Source organism: Streptomyces sp. Da 82-17 (assembly GCF_046098215.1).
In the GTDB taxonomy this organism is placed as follows: Bacteria; Actinomycetota; Actinomycetes; order Streptomycetales; family Streptomycetaceae; genus Streptomyces.
Window position 1 is genome coordinate 12,079 of record NZ_JBJURH010000005.1, and the last position, 21,126, is coordinate 33,204.

22 protein-coding genes and 1 pseudogene are annotated in these 21,126 nt (G+C 70.9%); 9 read left to right on the forward strand and 14 right to left on the reverse strand.

Annotation, left to right across the window (positions count from 1 at the left end; all coding sequences use genetic code 11):
- Positions 1-90 precede the first annotated feature (90 nt).
- The 3 genes from ACIDOF_RS09835 to ACIDOF_RS09845 form a co-directional block, all read right to left on the reverse strand.
- Positions 91-1,578 (reverse strand): alpha/beta hydrolase, encoded by a 1,488-nt coding sequence (locus ACIDOF_RS09835; RefSeq protein WP_409005743.1) that lies wholly within the window; start codon positions 1,576-1,578, stop codon positions 91-93.
- Between the two features lie 37 nt (positions 1,579-1,615).
- On the reverse strand, positions 1,616-2,263 hold the full coding sequence (locus ACIDOF_RS09840) for an FMN-binding negative transcriptional regulator (protein WP_409005377.1): 648 nt from the start codon (positions 2,261-2,263) through the stop codon (positions 1,616-1,618).
- Positions 2,264-2,332: 69 nt separating this feature from the next.
- Positions 2,333-3,169 carry an EamA family transporter gene (locus tag ACIDOF_RS09845; protein ID WP_409005378.1) on the reverse strand — a complete coding sequence of 279 codons (837 nt, stop codon included), beginning with the start codon at positions 3,167-3,169 and terminating at the stop codon, positions 2,333-2,335.
- Positions 3,170-3,333: 164 nt separating this feature from the next.
- On the opposite strand from ACIDOF_RS09845, the gene ACIDOF_RS09850 reads away from it, so the two are divergent.
- Positions 3,334-3,921, forward strand: a complete 588-nt coding sequence (locus ACIDOF_RS09850; RefSeq protein ID WP_409005379.1) for a helix-turn-helix domain-containing protein — start codon at positions 3,334-3,336, stop codon at positions 3,919-3,921.
- A 40-nt stretch (positions 3,922-3,961) separates the two neighbouring features.
- Here the strand turns inward: ACIDOF_RS09850 and ACIDOF_RS09855 are convergent.
- Together ACIDOF_RS09855 and ACIDOF_RS09860 are read right to left on the reverse strand one after the other, a co-directional pair.
- Positions 3,962-4,294 (reverse strand): annotated as a pseudogene (locus ACIDOF_RS09855) (alpha/beta hydrolase fold domain-containing protein); the annotation flags it as partial.
- A 114-nt stretch (positions 4,295-4,408) separates the two neighbouring features.
- A complete protein-coding gene (locus ACIDOF_RS09860; protein WP_409005380.1) occupies positions 4,409-5,164 on the reverse strand; it encodes an SDR family NAD(P)-dependent oxidoreductase in 756 nt (251 codons plus the stop codon).
- Positions 5,165-5,287: 123 nt separating this feature from the next.
- Here ACIDOF_RS09860 and ACIDOF_RS09865 point away from each other — a divergent pair, with 123 nt between their 5' ends.
- From ACIDOF_RS09865 to ACIDOF_RS09875, 3 genes are all read left to right on the forward strand, one after another.
- On the forward strand, positions 5,288-5,722 hold the full coding sequence (locus ACIDOF_RS09865; protein WP_409005381.1) for an Rrf2 family transcriptional regulator: 435 nt from the start codon (positions 5,288-5,290) through the stop codon (positions 5,720-5,722).
- Positions 5,723-5,915: 193 nt separating this feature from the next.
- A complete protein-coding gene (locus ACIDOF_RS09870; protein WP_409005382.1) occupies positions 5,916-6,671 on the forward strand; it encodes an alpha/beta hydrolase family protein in 756 nt (251 codons plus the stop codon).
- Between the two features lie 29 nt (positions 6,672-6,700).
- A complete protein-coding gene (locus ACIDOF_RS09875; protein WP_409005383.1) occupies positions 6,701-7,363 on the forward strand; it encodes an AAA family ATPase in 663 nt (220 codons plus the stop codon).
- A 156-nt stretch (positions 7,364-7,519) separates the two neighbouring features.
- Here the strand turns inward: ACIDOF_RS09875 and ACIDOF_RS09880 are convergent, their stop codons facing one another.
- The 3 genes from ACIDOF_RS09880 to ACIDOF_RS09890 all read right to left on the reverse strand — a co-directional run bounded on the left by ACIDOF_RS09880 (position 7,520) and on the right by ACIDOF_RS09890 (position 11,007).
- A complete protein-coding gene (locus tag ACIDOF_RS09880; RefSeq protein WP_409005384.1) occupies positions 7,520-8,809 on the reverse strand; it encodes an amidohydrolase in 1,290 nt (429 codons plus the stop codon).
- Positions 8,806-10,050, reverse strand: coding sequence for an MFS transporter (locus ACIDOF_RS09885; protein WP_409005385.1), 1,245 nt, complete (start codon positions 10,048-10,050; stop codon positions 8,806-8,808). The genes ACIDOF_RS09880 and ACIDOF_RS09885 overlap by 4 nt, the downstream gene beginning before the upstream one ends.
- Positions 10,051-10,152: 102 nt before the next feature.
- Positions 10,153-11,007, reverse strand: a complete 855-nt coding sequence (locus ACIDOF_RS09890; RefSeq protein WP_409005386.1) for a class II aldolase/adducin family protein — start codon at positions 11,005-11,007, stop codon at positions 10,153-10,155.
- 138 nt (positions 11,008-11,145) lie between these two features.
- Here ACIDOF_RS09890 and ACIDOF_RS09895 point away from each other — a divergent pair, with 138 nt between their 5' ends.
- Positions 11,146-11,769, forward strand: a complete 624-nt coding sequence (locus tag ACIDOF_RS09895; protein ID WP_409005387.1) for a TetR/AcrR family transcriptional regulator — start codon at positions 11,146-11,148, stop codon at positions 11,767-11,769.
- Between the two features lie 348 nt (positions 11,770-12,117).
- On the forward strand, positions 12,118-12,651 hold the full coding sequence (locus tag ACIDOF_RS09900; RefSeq protein ID WP_409005388.1) for a hypothetical protein: 534 nt from the start codon (positions 12,118-12,120) through the stop codon (positions 12,649-12,651).
- Positions 12,652-12,674: 23 nt separating this feature from the next.
- Here the strand turns inward: ACIDOF_RS09900 and ACIDOF_RS09905 are convergent, their stop codons facing one another.
- Entirely contained in the window at positions 12,675-14,033 is a 1,359-nt protein-coding gene (locus tag ACIDOF_RS09905) for a sulfatase-like hydrolase/transferase (protein ID WP_409005389.1), read from the reverse strand.
- Positions 14,034-14,217: 184 nt separating this feature from the next.
- On the opposite strand from ACIDOF_RS09905, the gene ACIDOF_RS09910 reads away from it, so the two are divergent.
- The 3 genes from ACIDOF_RS09910 (at position 14,218) to ACIDOF_RS09920 (ending at position 17,304) form a co-directional block, all read left to right on the forward strand.
- Positions 14,218-15,132: a LysR family transcriptional regulator gene (locus ACIDOF_RS09910; protein WP_409005390.1), complete on the forward strand. Its 915-nt coding sequence runs from the start codon at positions 14,218-14,220 to the stop codon at positions 15,130-15,132.
- Between the two features lie 250 nt (positions 15,133-15,382).
- A complete protein-coding gene (locus ACIDOF_RS09915) occupies positions 15,383-16,906 on the forward strand; it encodes a catalase (protein ID WP_409005391.1) in 1,524 nt (507 codons plus the stop codon).
- A gap of 71 nt (positions 16,907-16,977) precedes the next feature.
- Complete coding sequence (locus ACIDOF_RS09920; protein WP_409005392.1) at positions 16,978-17,304, forward strand: transposase; 327 nt, start codon at positions 16,978-16,980, stop codon at positions 17,302-17,304.
- Between the two features lie 15 nt (positions 17,305-17,319).
- Here ACIDOF_RS09920 and ACIDOF_RS09925 read toward each other — a convergent pair whose 3' ends face one another.
- From ACIDOF_RS09925 to ACIDOF_RS09945, 5 genes are all read right to left on the reverse strand, one after another.
- Positions 17,320-17,796: a hypothetical protein gene (locus ACIDOF_RS09925; protein WP_409005393.1), complete on the reverse strand. Its 477-nt coding sequence runs from the start codon at positions 17,794-17,796 to the stop codon at positions 17,320-17,322.
- On the reverse strand, positions 17,784-19,109 hold the full coding sequence (locus ACIDOF_RS09930) for a hypothetical protein (RefSeq protein WP_409005394.1): 1,326 nt from the start codon (positions 19,107-19,109) through the stop codon (positions 17,784-17,786). Before ACIDOF_RS09930 ends, ACIDOF_RS09925 begins: the two co-directional genes overlap by 13 nt.
- Positions 19,109-19,738, reverse strand: a complete 630-nt coding sequence (locus tag ACIDOF_RS09935; protein WP_409005395.1) for a hypothetical protein — start codon at positions 19,736-19,738, stop codon at positions 19,109-19,111. Before ACIDOF_RS09935 ends, ACIDOF_RS09930 begins: the two co-directional genes overlap by 1 nt.
- A 262-nt stretch (positions 19,739-20,000) precedes the next feature.
- A complete protein-coding gene (locus tag ACIDOF_RS09940; protein WP_409005396.1) occupies positions 20,001-20,435 on the reverse strand; it encodes a hypothetical protein in 435 nt (144 codons plus the stop codon).
- Positions 20,436-20,758: 323 nt separating this feature from the next.
- Entirely contained in the window at positions 20,759-21,034 is a 276-nt protein-coding gene (locus tag ACIDOF_RS09945) for a hypothetical protein (RefSeq protein ID WP_409005397.1), read from the reverse strand.
- Between the last annotated feature and the right edge of the window lie 92 nt (positions 21,035-21,126).

The following is a 21,126-nucleotide window of genomic DNA, read 5'->3' on the forward strand; positions in this document are numbered from 1 at the left end:
GCCGGTCGTCGAGAACCGTGGTCCGCTCTGCGGTGTAGCGGCACGGTGCGCCCGGTTGGGCACGGCGGCCTCAACTCCCCTTCGTGTGGCTCAGGTTGAAGGGCGCTCGCCGTCACGAGCTGGTGGGGTGATGCCGGGGGCTCGGTCGTGGCAGGTCTTGTTCTTGGGCGGCGTCTTGCCGCGGAGGAGGTAGTCGTCGACGACCTGTCGGGTGCAGGGGCCCTTGGGGTAGAAGATGTGGCCGCCCGAGGTGTTGGTGACGAGTGTGGCGCTGGCGAGTTGGCCGTCGACGCTGCGGGCCCAGCTGATCGGGGTCGAGGCGTCGTAGCGGTTGTTCACGAGCAGGATCTCGGGTGCGCCTGCGGCGGTCATGGCGCGGCCGGCCCAGGGCATGGAGGGCGCCGGCCACACGGCGCAGACCCGGTCGTCCTCGGCGGACTCGCCGAAGATCGGGGCGTCCTGTCCGGCCTCGGCGATGGCGTTGTCGAGTGCTTCGGGTGTGCGTTGCTCGGGGCGCAGGTGGAGGCAGCGTACGGCGGAGGGTCCGCCGGTCTCGTCGTTGTCCGGGTCGTCGTCTCCGTCGCCTCGGCTGTTCCCGGCGAAGGCGGCGAGGGGTGCGATGTCGTCGTCGAAGGCGGCGGCCAGGGCCTTGGCCAGCGCGGGCCAGGTGTCTTCCCGGTACATGGCGCCGGACAGGATCTGCAGCAGGGCGGACGAGGTGAGGGGCGGTTCCCCGCGGGTTCCGGTGGCCAGCGGCTTGGCCCGTACGCGTTCGACCAGGGCGTCGATCTTCTCGATGGCTTCGCCTCGGCGGGGGCCCATCGGGCAGTTCCCTCGGTCGATGCAGGACTGTACGAAGACGCCGAGGGCCGTTTCGAAGGCGACCGCCTGGCCGGCCGCGTCGGCGGGCCAGAGGGCCGGGTTGACGACCGAGTCGAGGACCATGCGGCCGACTCGCCGGGGGTGCAGCTGGGCGTAGAACTGGCCGATGACGGTGCCGTAGGAGAAGCCGAGGTAGTTCAGCTTGTCGTCGTCGAGCACGGCGCGGACGACGTCGAGGTCGCGGGCGACGTTGTCGGTGCCCACGAACGGCAGGAGGTGCCCGGATTTCTGGCCGCAGACCTTCGCGTTCGCTTCGGCCGCCTTCGTCAGGTTCTTCTGCTGGTGCAGCAGGCGCGTGGCCTGCCGGGCCGACATGCAGCGGACCGGGGTGCTCTTGCCGACGCCGCGCGGGTCCATGCCGATGATGTCGTAGCGGGCCCGGAGTTCGGGCGAGAGTTGGTCGGGGGCGGTCTGGTACACGTACGCGAGGCCGGACTCTCCCGGGCCGCCGGGGTTCGTCAGGAGCGAGCCGATGCGGTGGTTCTGGTCGGTCGCGGGGAGCCGGTTGAGGGCGATGTCGATGGTCTTGCCGTGCGGCTTTTCGTAGTTCAGCGGGACGGTGAGCGTGGCGCACTCGAAGGCGGTGGGCTTGTTGTCGCCCCTTGCTTGCTCGGGGGCCTCGGCTGCCGGGCACGGCTGCCAGTCCAGCTCCTGGCCGTGGAACTTTGCCTCCAGGAAGCCGGCGCCCCCGTCCAGTCCTCCCCCAGCCCCGCGTAACGGAGGGCACCGGGCGTCACGCCCTCCATGGGCCCATCCGGTCGAGTCGGCGCCGCTGCTGACGTGCCGTCGGCTCGTCCAGCGCCTGGCCGCGGGCCGTGAGGCGTTCGGCGACCGCTTCCCGGTGTTCGACCGGTTTGTGGTCGTCGTACTTGAACTTGGCTCGTACGTCGGTGACTTCGAGCCGGAGGCCGCGGATGCCGGGCAGCATCCGGCCGTACGGCGGCTGGTCGGGGGCGACGGGGGCGTGGTCGCCCTCCGGCTGGAAGTGGGCGAGCTGGCGACGCAGCAGTTCGGCCTTGGCCTCGGGGGCGTCGACGAGGTGGGCGTGGCAGGTGAACTGGACGGCCGCGTAGTAGCTGGTCGGGACGCCGTCCGTGGGCGGGAGGGCGGGCCCCGCGCGCCAGGGGCCGGGGACGAAGGCGTAGTCGCCGATGACGGTGAAGGTGACCTTCGGGTCCTGCTCGATCGCCCGCCACACGGGGTTGGGCCGGGCCAGGTGGATCAGCAGGTCGTCGCCGTCGACGGTGAAGTGGGTGGGCACGACGGCGGGTGCCTGCCCGGCCGGTCCGTTGACGCTGAGCTGGCCGAAGTCGTGGCCGTCGGCGATCCACTGCTGCCACTCCTCCCGGTCGAGGGCGGCGTCCCAGGGCTGGATGAACATGCGGGGGCTCCTTGCGTACGTACGAGGGAGAGCGGTGCGGCACCGGTGCGACGGCGGCTCGGCCGTGGTTCAGGTGAGGGCGAGGAGGCTGACGGCGACCGCCGCCGTGCCGAGGCCGACGAGCTGGCCGCGGTGGATGCGCTCGGCGAGCACGCTGCGGGCGAGCAGCACCGTACCGGCCGGGTAGAGGGCGGTGACCACGGCGACGACGGTGAGGTCGCCGCTGCGCGCCGCGAGCAGGAACAGCAGGTTGGCCAGCGAGTCCAGCACACCGGCGGTGGCTGAGATCGCGTAGGCGGGCTTCTCCGGGCCGAGCCTCCGGTACATGGCCGCGGCCGCGGCGAGGGTGACGGCGGACGAGACGGCCCGGCCGACGATGAGCGGGGCCACGCCGCTGTCGGCCGGCGCCTGGTGCAGGAATACCAGCTGCAGGGCGATGGCGGCGCCGGCGCCGAACGCGAGCAGCAGAGCCTTGCGCGAGGGCCGGGAGGAGCCCACGCCGTGCCCCGCGCTGACCAGGACGACGGCGGCCAGGGCCAGCGGCAGCCCCAACAGCCCTGCGAGGCCGAGGCGTTCGCCCTGCAGCAGGCCGACGGCTACGGGCAGCGCGGCGGAGACCAGTGCGGTCACCGGGGAGAGGATGTTCATCGGGCCGATGGCGAGGGTCTTGTAGAGCAGCGCGAAGGCGAGGGCCGAGGCGACGCCGGAGGCCGCGCCCCAGCCGAGCGCGCCCGGGCTGAACGAGGCGCCGAGGACGGGCCACAGCAGCAGCTCGACCGCGAGGCTGGCCGGCGCGGCGACCATGACGGTGCGCAGCACATGGGCCTTGCGGGCGCCGAGGCCGCCGAGGAAGTCGGCGCACCCGTAGGCGAGTGAGCTGCCCAGGGCCAGCAGCAGTGCGATCACGAGAGAGTCCCTTGCTTCACTTGGTTCACTTGGTTCTTCTGGTTCTGTCACGGCCCGCCGCCATTCAACGGAACGACCAGACCGTACAATGAATCGACCGAGACGTGTCAACCAAACGACCGTGTGGTGCATTCCACTGGTCGACTGCCGGGGATGGTGATCAGGTGGCCGAGACCGAGACCGAGGCGGCCCTGCGTACGCTCGCGCACAACGTACGGGCGGCCCGCACCCGCGCCGGACTCTCCCTGGACGAGCTCGGCCGCCGCGCGAAGGTCAGCAAGGGCGCGCTCGTCGGCCTGGAGAAGGCGCAGGGCAACCCGAACTTCGCGACCCTGGTCCGGCTCGCCGACACCTTGGGCGTCTCCGTGTCCGCGCTGCTGGAGGGGCCCGCCGAGGGCCGGGTCCGCGTGGTGTCCGAGTCCGACGTGATGCCGCTCTGGGCAGGCGGGCAGGGCGGCGAGGCCCGGCTCATGCTGACGACGGCCGGACCGTCGCCGGTCGAGGTGTGGCGGTGGCGGCTGGAGCCCGGCGAGGAGTACCCGAGCCACCCCCACCAGGCCGGGGTCGTCGAGACGGTCAGCGTGACCGCGGGCCGCATGATCCTCGTCGTCGACGGCGCGGAACACCCCGTCGAGGCCGGCCAGACCGCCACCTTCGACGGGGACGCCGCGCACACGTACCGGGGCGCGGGCGACGAGACGTGCCACCTGCTGATGACGGTCCACCTGCCGCCGGGGCCCACGTCGAGCTAGGGCTCGCCTCTCCGATCTTCGTGGACCAGGCCTCGGCGTTGGTGCCGGCGGCCTTCGCCCTGGCGACCAGCTTCTTGGCGTCGGGGCACAGGATGTCGCGTTCGCCGTGGAAGACGGAGATCCGGGGCAGTGCGCGCAGGCTGTCGTTGACCGTGCTGAGCCAGGGGTGTTCCAGGGGGCAGCCCCCGGCCCAGCGGCTCATGGCCCATCGCGCTCCTTCACTGCCGAGCATGCGTGCTCGGGTGCGAGCGCGTACAGAGGGACGGTCACGCGCAGCGGGGTGGCCGGCCCCAGGTGTCCGCCGATGTGCCAGTGCGGTGGGACCAGCGGGTGTACGTACGCACCGCCGTACATCGGTCGAGTCGACGAACACCCGCCGCCCCAGGCTCAACGCCTCGTCCAGCAGGGTGTTTTGGGGCGGCGACGGCGGGCCGGGGTCGCGGCCTGGTCGCCGGGCGTCCCGTCGCGGGCTGGCGGCGGTTCGGGTTCAGGCGTTGTAGCCGCCGTGGGCGTCCAGCACCGCGCCCGTGACGTACGACGCGGCGGGGCTCGCCAGGAAGGCGATCGCTGCGGCGATCTCGTCGGGGTGGCCCATGCGTTGCAGGGACAGTGAGCTGAGGAGGGCCTTGAGGGTGTCGGGGTCCGGCGGTTGCATGCCGCTGTCCATCAGCCCTGCTTCCACGACGTTGGCGGTGATGTCGCGGGGGCCGAGGTCTCGTGCGACTCCCATGGTGTACCTCTCGATGCCTGACTTGGTCGCCGAGTAGTCGGCAACGCCCGGGACGCCGACCCGGGAGCCGAGGCCGGAGCTCACCGTGATGATGCGGCCGCCCGTGCGCAGCACTCGGGAGGCGGCCCGGATGACGGCGATCACGCCGAGGTAGTTGGTGGCGTGCATCCGGTCCAGTGCGGCGGTGTCGGCGTCCGGGTCGTCCACCGTACGGCCCTGTTCCACCGAGATGGCCGCGTTGTTGACGAGGATGTCCAGGCCGCCGAAGTGCGCGACCACGTCGTCGATCAGCTCCGGCGCCCGGCTCGTCTCCGCCTGGTCGGACTTGAAGGCGACGGCCTTGGCTCCCTTGCCGTGCACCTCGTCGACGACGGCCTGCGCCTGCTTCTCGGAGCTGACGTAGGTGAAGGCGACGTCGGCGCCCTGCTCGGCCAGCAGTCGTACGGTCGCGGCTCCCAGTCCGCGCGATCCCCCGGTGACCAAAGCGACCTTGCCCGTGAGTGGCTTGCTCATTCTTCTCACCTCGTTGATGGATCCTTTCCGGCTGTCGCAACGCTAATTGTTACGACAGGTTGTTGCAACCTTCGCTGTTACGACTGCTGTAACATGAAGCGTCACGGCCGAGAGGAGGAGCCCATGAGCGCCAACAGCAGGTTGACCATCGCCGCCCATGCGCTGGCCTGGATCGGCCTCTACCAGCGCCAGGGCCATGAGGTCGCCACCTCCGAGCAGATCGCGAACAGCGCGAACACCAACCCCGTCGTGATCAGACGGCTCCTCGGCGAGCTGCGCAAAGCCGGACTCGTGGAGTCCCGGCGGGGCGTGGGCGCGGGCTGGTCGCTGGCACGCGAGCTGGAGTCGATGACCCTGCTCGACGTGTACGAGGCAGTGGAACCCGGCCCGCTGTTCGCCATGCACCGCACCACCCCGAACCAGGGATGCGTGGTGGGCCACGGCATCCAGCCGGCCATGCAGGGCATCTACGAGGGCATCGAGCAGACCGTGCGGCACGAACTGGCCCGCGTCACGCTCGCGAACGTACTCCAGGACGTACTCGCGACACCTCGCTAGCCTCTCCGTTCCGCCCTGAGGGGCCGCTCCGAGTCCACTCGGCGCGGGCCCCGTCGCTGCCGCTTGGCGAGCAACCCGCCGTGTCCGCGCGTGGCATGCTGCTCGTCGGCCCATGGTGGCACCGGCCGGTGTCACCGTCGCCTCCGTCCCCGATCAGTTCCTGCCTAGGTGAGCACCACAGATGAAAGAAACAGTGAGATTCCCCAGCGTCGTCGGCCCCGAACTGGCCGGAGTCATCGACCTGCCGGAGGGCGAGGTACGAGGTTGGGGGCTCTTCGCGCACGGCTTCACCCTCGGCAAGGACTCGCCGGCCGCCTCCCGTGTCAGCAAGCAGCTGGCCCGTGAAGGCATCGGCACGCTCCGCTTCGACAACCTCGGCATCGGCGACTCCGACGGCGACTGGGGAGACGGGTCCTTCACCATCAAGGTCCAGGACACCATCCGCGCCGCGGCCTTCATGGCCGAGCGTGGAACCCCCGTGGACCTCCTGGTCGGGCACTCCTGGGGAGGCGCCGCTGCACTCGCCGCCGCCCGCGAGATCCCCGGCCTGCGTGCGCTGGCCACGATCGCCGCGCCCGTCGACCCCAGCCACGTCGAGCGGCAGTACGACTCGGTCCTGGACCGCGTACTCAGCGACGGCTCCCACCAGTGGTTCGTCGGCGGGCGCACGCTCGTCCTCAAGCGCGCCTTCGTCGAGGACGTCCGCAAGGCACATCTGCGCGACCGGATCGGTGAGTTGAACCTTCCGCTCCTCGTCGCGCACTCCCCCACCGATGCCACCGTCGACATCTCCAACGCCGCAGAGATCTTCCAGGAGGCCCGGCATCCGCGCAGCTTCATCTCGCTCGAAGGGGCGGACCACCTGCTGACCGCACGAGGCCAGGCACAGCGAGCCGCGCACATCATCAGCGCGTGGGCCGACCAGTACCTCGACGAGCCACGGCCATAGCGCCGGGTCTTCGTCTCGACTGCTGGGCGGTGGACCTACAACTGGCCCTTGGGGCGTACTCGCTTGCGCGGCGCGCGGCGCGGGCCGGTGACCGTTGCAAATGCGGTTGTCGGCTGTCAGGTGCGCTGGCACGATTTCAGGTGATCGCTGCTGGGACGTCGGACTGCCTGATCGTGACGGGGATGCCCGGAGCCGGGAAGTCGACGGTGACCAGGCTCGTGGCCGAGCGGCTGCCGCGCTCCGCCCGGCTCGACGGGGACTTCATCAGCAGGCTGGTCGTCAGCGGCCGTGTCGGGGCCCTTGGTGAACCGGCCGACGAGGCAGCGCGGCAGGTGGAGTTGTGCAACCGCAATCTGTGCACGCTGGCGAACAACTTCGCCGACGCCGGCTTCGTGCCCGTGATCGACTGGGTGGTCCCCGACCGGAAGCAGTTGGACTTCTTCGTCTCGCTCCTCCCGGCCAGGAATGTGCTGTTCGTCGTTCTCGCACCGGGTGTCGAGGCATGCCGGTACCGCAACACTCTCCGGGATCCACGAGAACGGTTCGACTTCGACGGCTATGAAGAGCTCGACGCCGCCATGAAGCGCGAACTCGGCGATGCCGGCTGGTGGTTCGACACCGCCGCCCTCACCCCCGAGGAAAGCGCCGACCGTGTCCTCCGCGAGGCTCGCCGTCGCGCGACGGTGAACTGACTGCGCGGCGAAGCAGTCGGAGTCGGGGCTCAGTCTCGTCGCCGCCTCCTCCGGCGAGGTAGGCGGCGTACGGCTGTTGAGGGTTGGAGGGTTGGGCACAGTCAGGGGCGTCCCTCCGGTGGCGAGTTGGGGGGCCGTGCGCGCCATGGGGGTGTGTCAGTGGGGCGCTTCCGTGCCCGCCGATCCGTCGGCCGGGTGGGTCAGCCATGGTGTGGCCGCTGTCAGGAGGTACTGCACGCCCAGTTCGATGGTCGGCTCGGGCACCGGTGCGAACAACGGGGAGTGGTTGTGGGGGATCTGGGGTGGGATCCCTTCGGTGAGGAGGTCGGCGCCGGTGAACGCGGCCGGGTCGAGTCCGCCGAACGTCCAGTACACGGTGGGCGCGTCGAGTGCTGTGCCGAAGGCGCCGAAGTCCTCGCTGCCGGTGAGGGGTTGGTCGAGGTCGATGACGCGGTCCGGGCCGAGGGCCGAGCGGAAGGCGTCCTGGACGACGGCGGTGGCCTCGGCGTCGTTCACGGTCATGGGGAAGGCGGTGATGACGCTGATCTCCGGGTCCTTCGGTGCCGCCGAAGCGGCCGCCTCAGCACGGACGATCCGCTCGACCGCGTCGAGCAGGTGCGCGCGCGTACCTGGGGTGGCGGAGCGGAGGTTGACGGTGAGGTCGGCGGTGTCGGGGATGACGTTCTCCCGGGTGCCGGCGTGCAGCGATCCGACGGTGACCACGGCCGTGCGGTCCGCCGCCACTTCGCGGGCGACGACCGTCTGCAGGCGCATGACGGTCGCGGCGGCCATCACCACCGGGTCCACCGTGGCCTGCGGGGTCGACCCGTGTCCGCCGCGTCCGTGCAGGCGTACGGCGAGGCTGTCCGAGGCGCCCATGAAGGTGCCCGGTCGGGTGGCGACGAGGCCCGCGGGGGCCGGTGCCACGTGCTGGGCGAGGCAGATGTCGGGGCGGGGGAAGCGTTCGGCGAACCCGTCGGCGACCATCGCCGGGGCGCCGCAGACCTCCTCCGCCGGTTGGAAGACGGCGAGGACCGTGCCGTGCCAGGCGTGCTGGTGGGCGGCCAGCTGGGCGGTCGCGCCGAGCAGGCAGGCCACGTGTACGTCGTGGCCGCAGGCGTGCATCACGGGGACCTCGCGGCCGGCCGCGTCGGTGGCGGTGCGCTGCGAGGCGTAAGGCAGACCGGTCCCCTCTCGTACGGGCAGTGCGTCCATGTCGGCCCGCAGCAGGACAACGGGGCCCGGGCCGGTGGTGAGGACGCCGACCACTCCGGTGCCGCCGACGCCTTCGGTCACCGTCCAGCCCTGTTCCCGCAGTTGGGCGGCGACGATCCGGGCCGTCCGGAACTCCTGGTGCGACAGTTCGGGGTGGGCGTGCAGGTCGCGGTAGAGGTCGAGCAGGGCGGGCAGGCGACGGTCGAGGCCGGCATGGAGGGCGGTCGTCATGACGACTCCTTCTGGGAGGGGGCGTGGGCGCCGGTGTGAGGTGTGCTCCGGCGGACGGCGGCGGTGAAGGAAGCGGTGTCCTGCGGTGTCAGCAGGGCCAGTACGGCTGTGACGGCCGGGCCTGCGGCGAGGGCGGCGAAGGCCACTTCGAAGGAGAAGGCGTCAGCGATCGCGCCCAGGAGCGGCGGTACGACCATCCCGGCGAGCTGCCCGCCGAACACGATGACGGCGCTGCCGACGCCGACGAGTTCGGGGGCGAGGCTGCGCAGCGGTACGGCGAAGATCGGCATGTAGCAGAGGGAGGCGGCGAGGACGGCGATCGTTCCGCAGGCGACGGCGCCGGCCAGGCTCGGGGAGAGGGCCATGAAGCACAGGGCCGGCGCCGCCACCGACATGGCATGCACGACGACCTTGCGGTGGTGGCCCTCGAGTCGGTCGGACAGCCGCCCGCCGAGGAGCGTGCCCAGCGCGGAAGCGAGGGCGGGGACGGCGACGAGGGCGCCGGCGGAGGTGAGGGAGAGCCCGCGTTCGGTGGCGAGGTAGGAAGGGATCCAGGTGCTCAGGCCCCACATGAGGGCGGCGTATCCGAAGAGCATCAGGGAGAAGCGCCACAGCACGCCGATACGCAGGACCTCCCGCAGCGGAACGTTGCTCGCGCCGTGTCCCTCCGCCTCGGTCTGCTCGCGCGGGGCGGGCAGCCGGAGTCGTACGGCCACGTAGACGAGCACGCCGAGACCGGCGGCCAGGACGAAGGCCCAGCGCCAGCCGACGAGCGCGGCGAGCGGCGGGACGACGAGGGGCGCGGCGACGGAGGCGAGGGCGTTGGAGCTCATGATCAGCCCTTGTGCGCCCATCCGTTCCGCCGGCGACGTCCGCTCGACCACGGCTTTCATGGAGGCCGAGGGGAAGATGCCCTCGGCGGCTCCGAAGGCGAAGCGGACCACAAGGAGGGCGGTGAAGGACCAGGCGAGGCCGGTGAGTGCGGTGAACAGAGACCAGGCCAGCAGGGCCCAACAGGTGACCCGCTTGGCGCCGAAGCGGTCGGCGAGCATGCCGCCGGGTATCTGGCAGAGGGCGTAGGCGACGAAGAACACGGAGACGACCAGGCCCTGTTGCCCGCGGTCGAGGTGGAACTCGTCACCGATGGTCGGGAGGATCACGGCGATGGCGATCCGGTCCACGTAGTCGACGAACCAGGCCGCGAAGAGCAGGACGACGGTGGCCCTGACCGGTTTGCTCATCGCGGGCCGGGGTGGGGCGGAGGGGGTACGGAGGAAGGGCACGGTGGTCCTCTCTGAGATGGCCGCGGTGGGCCGCGGGCTCTGCGGTCCCTGCTCCGTCGGTCAGTCGAAGAGGTCCGGCTGGTCCTCGGTGATCTGCTCCCACAGCGGCCGGAGTTGGAACCAGCCCGACAGGGGGCTGCCGGTCTGCTCGCGCACCTGGAGTGCGGTGTCCCGGTCGATGAGGTGGGGGGTGCCGGCCGCCATGGCGAGGAGTTGTGCCTGGCAGGAGCGTTCCATGGTGATGAACCACCAGGCCGCTTCGGCGACGCTCTGACCGACCGTCAGCAGGCCGTGGTTGGCGAGGATGACGGCCTTGTACGGGCCGAGCGCCTCGCCGATGCGGCGGCCTTCCTCCGTGTCGTTGACGACGCCGCGGAAGTCCTCGTAGAGCCCGTGGTCCTCGAAGAACGCGCAGGCGTCCTGGGTGAGCGGGTCGAGGCGGCGGCGCAGCGACGAGAAGGCCTTGCCGTGCACGGAGTGGGCGTGGGCGGCGGCGATCGCGTCGGGGCGGGCCTTGTGCACCTCGGAGTGGATGCAGAACGCGGCGCGATTGACGGGGTGCCGGCCCTCGACGACGTTGCCGGCGTGGTCGACGAGTACGAGGTCGGAGACCCGGATCCGGCCGAAGCTCATGCCGAAGGGGTTGACCCAGAACCACTCGGGGTTCTCCGGGTCCCGCGCCGTGATGTGGCCGGCGACGCCCTCGGAGAACCCGAACTTCCCGAACAGCCGGAAGGCGGCGGCCAGTTCCTGCTTGCGGTGCAGCCGTTCCTGCTCCACGGAGTCGAACTCGGGCGGGAGCATCGCCTGGAAGCCGGGCGGTACGGGGCCGATGCCGGGGTGCTGGGGTGCGGTGGGCGGGGCGGTCGCGGCGGGAGTGGTGGGCGTGGGCGTCCCGGCGGGCGTCGGAGTCATGGGTGGCCTCTTCGTTGAGTGCGGTGGTCTCGGGCCGTGCGTGATACGCATTCGTATCGGATACAGATCTGTATCGGATACGGTGTTGTATCGTGAGGCGGGTCACGCCGGGGTGTCAATGGCCAGGAAGGAACGGACGTGCCGAAGGGACCCACCAAGCGCCGACCGCAGACCACCGCGCGCCTGCTGGAAGCTGCACAGGAGACGTTCGCCGAGCGCGGTTTCCACGGCTCCTCGATCGAAGTGATCTGCGAGCGCGCGGGCCTCACACGCGGGGCGTTCTACTCCAACTTCCGCGCCAAGGAAGACCTGTTCTTCGCCCTGTTCGACCTGCACGCGCAACGCGTCGTCGACCGCCTGGCCGAGGCCGTCGACGAACTCGACGCGGCCGACGACCCGGTACGGACGGTCCTCGCGCGCATGGGCGCCGTCGACGAGACCGAGCGCCGCTGGTACCTGCTGTCCACCGAGTTCACGCTGCACGCGATCCGGCACCCCGAGACGGCCCGCGCCCTCGCCGACCACGACCGCCGCCTGCGCGAGGAGATCACCGGCCTGCTCGCCCGTCTCTTCGACCGCCTCGGCCGCCGCCCCACCGTCGACCTGGACCTGCTGGCCCGCCTCACCGGGGCCGTCCACGAGGGCTCCCTCGCCCAGAGCCTCGTCGAACCCGACCAACTCGCCCCCGAGCAGCTGGCCGTCACCTTCCTGCCCGCACTCCTCGACACGATCTCCGAACCGGCGACGACCACGGGGAGCTGACCGGCGCCTTGAGGCGGGAGGCGGGAGGCGGGAGGCCCCCGGCGCCCCCGAGAGCCTGCAACGCCTCGTCCGCTTCGGTCGACGCGATCCACCCGACGTGTGCAGCAGGATCAGGTCGGTTCCGGTCACGTCCGGGCGAAGCCGAGCCGCCTCGCGGGCCCGAGCGCGCCGCAGCACCCGTGACGACCCGGCGAGCGGCGCGATCGCCGCCGCGCACGGCAAGACCCCGGCGCAGGTGAGGCTGCGCCGGCGCCTCGACCAGGGCCGCCTCGTCGTTCAGCATCGAGCTCCCCGAGGCCTGACCCACCTGCTCCGGCGTTGTCGGTGGCCGGTGTTAGCGTCGCCGGCATGGCCAACCGTTCGTACCTCTACTCCGCAGACACGACGCCGACCGAGGCGGAGACGCCCCAGCGGATCCGATGCATATCGGAGCACAACTGGGAGATCCCGCTCGCGCACAAACTCCTGGCGGGGCACGGCACATCGGTGGTGCCGTCCATGATCTGGAGCGCTCCGGTCGGCGTCGCCGCGGACTACGCGGAGGGGGCGGCCCTGCTCCGCGACCTGCTTCGGGCGGTCGGGAAGGGCTTGGAGGACGACGCCGAATTCGCCGACTGCGTCGCCAGGACCACGGCGCACCTCGAGAAGCAGCAGGCGAAGCACTTCGTCCTCGAGGCCGGGGAGATCGTCTCGATGACGGACGACGATCCGGTGGCGAGTGTGCGGGGCCTCGTGTCCGAGGGCATCCCCGGCGCCGTCGCCCACGCCGAGGCGGCGATCGCCGGCCGGAACGACGCCTGGCTGGCCTCGGTCCGGGCGGACTGGCAGAAGCACTTCGCGTCCTTCTACAGCGAGACGCTCTACTTCTCCTTCCCCCACTGACCTCCCGCCCCTCGGCCGCATGGTCACCGCAGGGCAGGCGCTCCCGAGTCGCGCAGGGCTCGGCGCAGGAAGTCGAGGGCCGTGTCGTTGTCCGTGAGCATCCGGTCGAGCGATTCGGCCTGCGGCCACTCGTCGATGCGGTCGAGGCTCCAGAACTGGGCCTCGGACAGGGCGGCGTTGGCGGCGCGCATCAACTGGACGTCCAGGTACGGGAATTCGCGTGCGTGGGCGCGCAACCAGCCCTCCAGGCGGAGGTGTTCGGCGATCTGCCGGTTGAGGCGCTCGATACGGCGGGGCACCCGGCGTGGGGCGGTTGCGTGGCGGCCGGTGCGCAGCTCGGTCAGGACGCGGCCCGTTGCGCCGTCGTCGCTGGGGGCCGGGACGCCGGCGAGGGCGGCCACGGTCGGTGCGATGTCGATGTTCTCCGCGTACGGGATGGTGGCGCCCTTCGCGACTTCGGGGCCGGCGAAGACGAGTGGGGTGCGCCAGGAGTCCTCGGCCTGTACGGGGTGCCAGCCCAGGCGGGACTGGCCGTCGGCGAGCAGGACGAGGAGGGTGTCGTCGAGCATGCCGAGCTGTCCGAGTCCGTCGAGGAAGGTGCCGAGGAGCGCGTCGGCTCGGCGTACGACCGCCGGGTACGGGGATCCGTGGGCGTAGATGTCGCGGGCCCAGGGCTCGGAGGCGGGGGCGTTCGCGACCTGTTGGCTGACGTCGTTGGTGTCCTGGAGCACCAGCCGCATGAACGTCAGGTCGGAGTGTTCGCGCAGGAGGCGCAGGGCGAGGCGGACGTTGTCCTCGTCGGTGTCGTCGCCGTCGAGGCGGGTGAAGTCGAATCCGGGGTCGAGGGAGCGGTAGGCGCGGCTGTTGGCGATGTGGGCGGTGAACCCGGCGAAGCCGTGCTGGAGGTAGCGCTGTTCGTGCGACGGGCGGACGAACAGGGAACCGGCGAACGTGGTCGGGTTCGGGAAGGACGTGGTGGAGAGCGGCAGGTAGCCGCTGACGGTGGGGTGCCAGGGGGCGATGAGGAGCGCGTCCCGCACCGTGGTGCCGCGTGCGGCGAGGCGTCGGACGTTGCGCAGGCCGAGGCGGCGGGGTGCCTCGTGGTGCAGGCTGTCCATGTGGAACATCACCACGCGCCGTACCCCGCCGGAGGGCCGTACGGCGGGTGCGGCGGGTCGGTGTCGTTCGGCTGCGGCGGCCGTACGTTCGCCGCCGGGGCCGGTGGGCAGGCCGGTCGCGCCCGCCACGATGCCTGCGCCCGCGGCCGCACCGGCGCCGGTCAACCGCAGCACACGGCGGCGGCTCGGCGCGGCCCGCCCCTCCGCACTGGCCCCGCCCACCGCGCTCCCCGTCCCGCCCCGCGTACGCTCCGCACCGCTCATGACCGTCTCCCCTGCTCCTGACGGCACCGGGCGGTGTCGTCGCGTTCGGGTTCAGACTGTCGGGCGCGGGCGGGCTTCCCGGGATCCATATCTCGATCGGCCGGCAGTGATACGTACGGGATATCGCCGCCCCTGCCTCGCCTGCCGCGGCCGCAGTTCATGACCGCTGCCTACCGTTGTGGGCGTGGAGTTGAGACACATACGGGCCGTGGTGGCCGTCGCCGACCATCTGCACTTCGGGCGTGCCGCCGCCCAACTGGGCATCGCTCAGCCACCGTTGAGCCAGTCCGTGAAGGCGCTGGAGCGTGAGCTGGGTGTCGTGCTGTTCGAGCGGGACACGCGGCAGGTGCGGCTGACGCCCGCGGGCGAGCTGTTCGTCGCGGACGCGCGGGGTGTGCTGGCGCTCGCCGGGCAGGCGGAGACGCGGGCGCGGTCGGCCGGGCGCGGCGACATCGGCGAACTGGCCGTCGGGCTGGTCGGCTCAGCGGTGCTGCGGCTGCTGCCCGCCGTGCTGCGGGCCTACCGTGCGCGCCGGCCGGACGTGGTGGTGCGCTTCCACGAAATGCCCACCGCCACACAGCTCGAGCGGCTGCGGGAGCGCACGCTGGACGTCGGTTTCGTACGGCCGCCGCTGCCCGGCCCCGCCGACACGGAGTTCACGGTCGTGCCGGTGTCGCAGGAGCCGCTGGTCGTCGTCCTGCCCGGCGACCACAGGCTGGCCGGGCGGCAGCGGGTGCATGTGCGGTCGCTGGCCGACGAGGGGTTCGTGCTGTTTCCCCGGCAGTTGGGGGCGGGGCTGCACGACCGGATCACCGCCCTCTGCCGCCGCTCCGGGGGCTTCGAGCCGAGGGTGGTGCAGGAGGCGGTGCAGATGCAGACGATCGTCGGTCTGGTCGCGGCGGGCTGCGGGGTCGGCATCGTGCCGGGCTCGGTCGGGTCGCTGGCGGGGCTGGGCGCGGTGTTCGCCGAGCTGATCCCGACGACGTCCCCGGTCGACCTCGCCCTGGCCGTGCCGCGGCAAGGCGTCTCCCCCGTCACCGCGAACTTCGTGGCCGTGGCGCGGGACGTCACCCGGGGAGGGCGTCTGGGGGGTGGGTGAGGTCGGGGTGGTACGGGGAGGGCGCGACGGCGGACAACGGTTCCAGCGCCCGCCGTGGTGCCGCCCGCCCCGGCCTGTCGTCCCGTACGCAGACCCGCGCAACGCAACAGGCGCCGGAGAAGAGCCTTCCTTACGATCGGTTCGGTGGCCCCAAGGGCACCGTTCAGATTCCGGACGAGGCCCCGGACCCCATGGCCTGCCCGCGGTTCCGGACCAGGATCCTGCCCTCACACACAGCAAGGACTCGATCATGAGCGAGACCACGCCTGAACCCACTACCACCGACGCCGGCACGCCCGTGGAGAGCGACGAGCATTCGCTGACTCTCGGGCCGGGCGGACCGATCCTGCTGCAGGACTCGTACCTGATCGAGCAGATGGCGCAATTCAACCGTGAGCGGATTCCCGAGCGTCAGCCGCATGCCAAAGGCAGCGGAGCATTCGGCCGATTCGAGGTCACCCACGACGTCAGCCGGTTCACGAAGGCTGCGCTCTTCCAGCCGAACACCACCACCGAGCTGGTCGTGCGGTTCTCGACGGTCGCCGGGGAGCGCGGCAGCCCGGACACCTGGCGTGACCCGCGTGGCTTCGCGGTGAAGTTCTACACCAGCGAAGGCAACTACGACATGGTCGGCAACAACACACCGGTGTTCTTCGTCAAGGACCCGATGAAGTTCCAGCACTTCATCCGTTCTCAGAAGCGCCGTGCCGACAACAACCTTCGCGACCACGACATGCAGTGGGACTTCTGGACGCTGTCTCCCGAGTCCGCGCACCAGGTGACCTGGCTGATGGGCGACCGGGGCATCCCGCGCACATGGCGCCACATGAACGGGTACACCTCGCACACGTACATGTGGATCAACGCCTCCGGCGAGCGGTTCTGGGTGAAATATCACTTCAAAACGGACCAGGGGATCGAGTTCTTCACGCAGCATGAAGCCGACCAGATGGCCGCCGCGGACACGGACTACCACACACGTGACCTCTTCGAGCACATCCGGGACGGGGACTTCCCCTCGTGGACGCTGCATGTGCAGGTCATGCCGTACGAGGAGGCGGCGAGCTACCGGTTCAACCCGTTCGACCTCACCAAGGTCTGGCCGCACGGCGACTATCCCCTCATCCCGGTCGGCCGCATGACGCTTGACCGCAACCCCACCGACAACCACGCCGAGATCGAGCAGGCGGCGTTCCAGCCCAACAACCTGGTGCCGGGGATCGGGCCCAGCCCGGACCGCATGCTGCTGGCCCGCCTGTTCTCGTACGCGGACGCACACCGCCACCGCCTCGGCGGCAACTACCAGCAGCTGCCCGTCAACGCGCCGATCGTGCCCGTCCACACGTACTCGAAGGACGGGGCGATGGCGTACCGGAAGACGAGTGATCCGGTCTACGCCCCCAATTCCAAGGGCGGGCCCGCCGCCGACACCGAGCGTTACGGGAATCCGCCGAGTTGGCACGCCGACGGCGACATCACCCGAGCCGCATACGTCTCCCACGCCGAGGACGACGACTGGGGGCAGCCGGGAACCCTCGTACGCGAGGTCCTGGACGACGCGGCACGGGACCGTCTGGTGGACAACGTCGTCGGCCATCTGCTCAACGGCGTCACCGAACCGGTCCTGCGGCGGGCCTTCGAGTACTGGTCCAACATCGACGAGTCGATCGGCAAGCGCATCGAGGACGGAGTCCGCGCGAAGGCCGACGAGAAGGACCCCAAGGCGGCCGAGCAGGGCAACCCTGCCCGCCGCGACATGCAGCGCAAGGCCTAGGCACTGCGCCCCGGGGCGAACCGTCGGGCGCTGGGCAGCGTCTTCCCGATCATCTGATCGTTGGGTTGGTCGTGAGGGATGGGGAGATTTCTGATGCGGCGTGGGCGGTGATTGCGCCGTTGTTGCCGCCGGTGGGGCGGGCTCGGGGCCGGTGGCGTGATCACCGCCAGGTGCTGGAGGGCATTGTGTGCAAGTTCCGGACCGGGGTGCCCTGGAGGGACCTGCCCGAGCAGTTCTGCGGCTTCGACAAAGCCGTCTACCGGCGGCGCAACGTCGTCGAACGCTGCTTCCACCGCCTCAAGCAATGGCGCGGCATCGCCACCCGCTACGAGAAGCACCCAGCCCGCTACCAAGCCGTCATCACCCTCGCCAGCACCCTCATCTGGCTCGCCCAGTGATCGACAAGACGCTCCCTAGTCCTGGACCGCCCGGACCGTGATCCGGGCCGCCTCCTCATCCTGCTCGGAGAGGTCCGGCGAGGTCGGCGCACTGCCGTACACGACCGTGAACGTACGCCGCCTGTCGCCGGCGTGGTCCGTGAACGTCACCTCGTTCGGGCCGGTCTGCTTCCGCTCGGCGGTGATGCCGTACGTACGGCGGAAGTCGGAGACGTTGGAGTCGATGCCTCCGCCGAGCTTGTAGCGGAGTACGACCGTGCCGTCCTTCTCGGTCCTGGCGGACTCCGGCACGTAGAACCGCCCCACGTCGTCCGACAGTTGCTCGTGATGCAGCCCCGCTGCCCGCTCCTCGTCCTCCCAGGGCTCGGGCGGTGGCGGGATGACGAGGGAGACCACGAACCACACGGCCACGCCCACGATCCACAGCACGCACAGCGCCAGGAACGCGAACAGGGCACGCCGCTGCCACGAGCCGCGCCTCAGCCGTTCCACGTGCGGACCTCGCTCTGGCCGCCCATGTCGTACTCCTTGGCCTGGCCCGACTGGTGGAGCCTGGCCATCTCGGCGTCGGAGACGTTGCCCATCGCCGGTACCGGGGTCGTCTTCCCCGCGTCCCAGTTGTAACGGTCGTACACATGCGTCTGGTACTTGATCGTGGTCTTCGGCTCGCCGTCCGGGCCGGGCACGACCTCCACCTGCGCGACCGTGTTGTAGTGGAAGGAGCCCACGGCGTGGAACCAGTCGGGGTCCTTCGTCGCGGTCCAGCCCTGCCAGCCGGTCTGCTGGACCATCTTCACCGGCTTCCCGGTCCGCTCGTACTCGGCGAGTGCCTGCGCCTCCCAGGCCGGGGTGTTCTCCTTCAGCTGCGCCTCGACGTTCCGGTTCATGTCCGGCAGGTCATCCATCATCGAGTCCACGTCGATGTCCAGCGGCTCACCGGTGTTCGACAGGTAGTGGAGCATGTGCTTCGCGGAGATCGGGCCGCCGAGCACTCCGGGTGAGCCCATCGCGAAGAGGCCCATCTTGTTCTTGATGGCGCGGTCCTCGTCGGTGGCCTCGCGGGTGTCGTAGTCCCCGGCGCCCTCGTCCCGCAACGGCGGCGGCAGCAGCACGCCGCCCTGGCCGGAGAAGACCCGGTTCAGGTCCTTGGCGCCCGCGGTGTCCTGCTTGAGGGCCTCACGGGTCCGCTCGTCCAGGACGGAGAACTCCACCGCCTTCTTGACGCGCTCCAGTTCGTACCCGACGTGCTCGTTGACGTCGGCCGCGTAGCCGAGCGCGGCCGTCACGCGCGTACGCAGGCTCTCCGCGTTCTCCGCGTCGAGCCGGGCCGCGCCCTGGCTGTCGGGGTCGTTGGGCGGGTAGTTCCGGTCGGGTACGGAGACACTGCCGTCGTCGTGCAGGGTGAGGTGCTTCTCCTTGGCCAGCTCCTTGGCCTCGTCGAGCCAGGTGGAGGCGAGCTTGAAGCCGTGCTTGGCGGCGGTGAGCGTGTCCGCCGCCGCCTTCGACTCCTGCTTGGCGATCGTCAACTCCTGGTAGAGGGAGAGGAGTTGCAGGCGCGCCTGCACCGACGCCTCGCTCTGCCAGACGAGCGGCAGCTTGTCGAGGACGTTCTCGACGTGCGTACGCGCCTTCCTGGCCGCCACCGCCAGGTCCTCCCACTCCTCGCCCGCCCGCTCCCAGGTCTGGGGGCGTACGTCGTCGAGTTCGGAGACGGTGATGTCCTCCCGGCGGACCGCGTTCGGGTGCGCGTGCGGATCCTTGTCCGGGCGCTCCTCCGGCTTCGGGCGTTCTTCCAGTGTCGCCATCACGCACCCCCGCCCAGGCCGGCGAGGATCACGTCGAACTCCTGCGCCGTGCGGTGTTCCTGTGTCGTGTAGGTGGTGTGGGTGGCCCGCATCTTGTCGGCCAGCGACCGGCACTGCTTCGCCAGGCGCGTGACTTCCTCGTCCCAGGCGCTCGTCGTCCCGCTCAGCATGCGTCCGGCGGCCAGCATGCTGTGCATACGGGCCGTGTTCGCCGACTCGGACAGGCCCTTGTCGGCCTTCTCCAGGAGCCTGGCGGCCTCGTCCAACTCGTCGGCCATCTTGCCCAGTTCGCTGGTGCTGACGCCGTATCCGCCTCCGGCGCCTCCGCCTCCGCCGCTTTGGGTTGTGGGGGGTCCTGGCGCGGAGGTGGGCGCGACGGCGGGCGCGGGTGCCGGGGCGGGCGTGGATGCCGGGGCCGGTGATGCGGGGGCCGGGTCGAGGTCGCGTACGTCCGTGGGCTGGTCCGGCTGAGCGACGGCTGCGGCTGGGGCCGTCGGGGCCGCCGATGCCTCGGCCGAGACCGGGCGGAAGCGGTCGCCCGGGTCGGCGTCCGCCGCGGTCATCGGCTGGAGGCCGCCGTACCGGCCGGGATCGGAACCCGACGTACTGGCGTCAGAAGGTGAACCCACGACATCCCCCTGTCCTGTGCGGGCACTTCACACTGCAAGGAGTGTGCCACGAGGGCCGGGGAACCTGACGCGTGCACATCAACCGGGGCCAGGCTGGCTCGACCGTCGAGCTCACCGGCCCCGGGGCCGGGCCAGGGGGCGTCTTCCCGATCTCCGGATCAGCCCGCGGCGTCGAAGTGGCACCTCCCTGCTCGAGCGCAGCCGAGAGCTTGGGGGAGCCGTGCCAGGCGTCGGGGGCCCGCGAAGATCGGGGAGACGTCCCCTAGAGCTCAAGGTCCTCGGCCAGCTCCTCCCAGTGAAGGCTGCGGAGCGCGAGGTCGGCGTCGTCGCCCGACGGGACGTTCAAGACGGTCTGGAACCAGACCACGGTGAGAGCGGAGCGGTGCAGCGCCGGGTCGAGCTCCGGGGCGATCGCCGTCGAGCGGAAGGCGCCGATGCAGGCCACGGAAGGCAGCACCTCGACCGGCCCGAAGGCGCCGGCGGACCGGTCGTCCGGGTACTCGCGGGAGGGTGGAACCAGATGGACCGGCGTGGCGGGAAACGCACGTTCAGCCTGCCGCCGGAAGCCGCTGACCTTCAGGTCGTTGAGGGGCTTGCACGGGTAGCCCTCCAGCATCCCTGCGTAGGTCGAAGACATGCGCAGCTCGGTGAGCTCGATCGAACGTCCGGACGCGAGGGCTATGCGGCTCAGCGGCATGGCGACACCCTAGGCGCGCGATGCACTTCCGACACCCGGCCCAGGGCTGGTCGTCCATGAAGTCGAGGTCGTTCCACGCCTGTTGGACCCGGCCGGAGGCGCGGCCCGCTTCGGCGTCGGTGGGTTCGCCGAGGACCGCCTGGGTGACGGCAACCGTGGCGGTGGGGGGGACGGTGCCTCGCACGGCCTCGATGGGCGTGAGGGTCATGTGCTCGGCCTCCTCGGCGAGGGGAGGAGCGCAGATCCGTCAGGACGCTGACAGTTGCGCCGTGTTCGCTTCCCATCCGGGTGAGGCCGCACAGGGCGGGGTGAATGAACTCCGTTCAGAAGGGGACGGCCAACCCTGCTTCCCGTAACGCCTGCAACGCCCTGCCCATGCACTCGGCAGGCGACGCCCCGTCAGCCCTCATCCCGCCGTCCAGGGGCCCGCCGGAGGCTGCGAACGTCCACGCCGGGCGGCCGTCGCGCAGCCGCTCCGCGTCGACCCGGATCATGGCACCGACGCCCTGCTCGCCGAGCCATTCCAGGATGAGCATCGTCACGTCCTCGACGCCGCTGTCCGGATCCACCTTGGGCCGTCGCCCCGTTCCCTCGGCCACGATCCCCACCCTACTCAGGGGGTTTCCGCAGTGATCGGGGCTTGCTGCGGGAGACCGTCAGGCTGGTTGACTCTCCCACGGGAGGAGAGTCG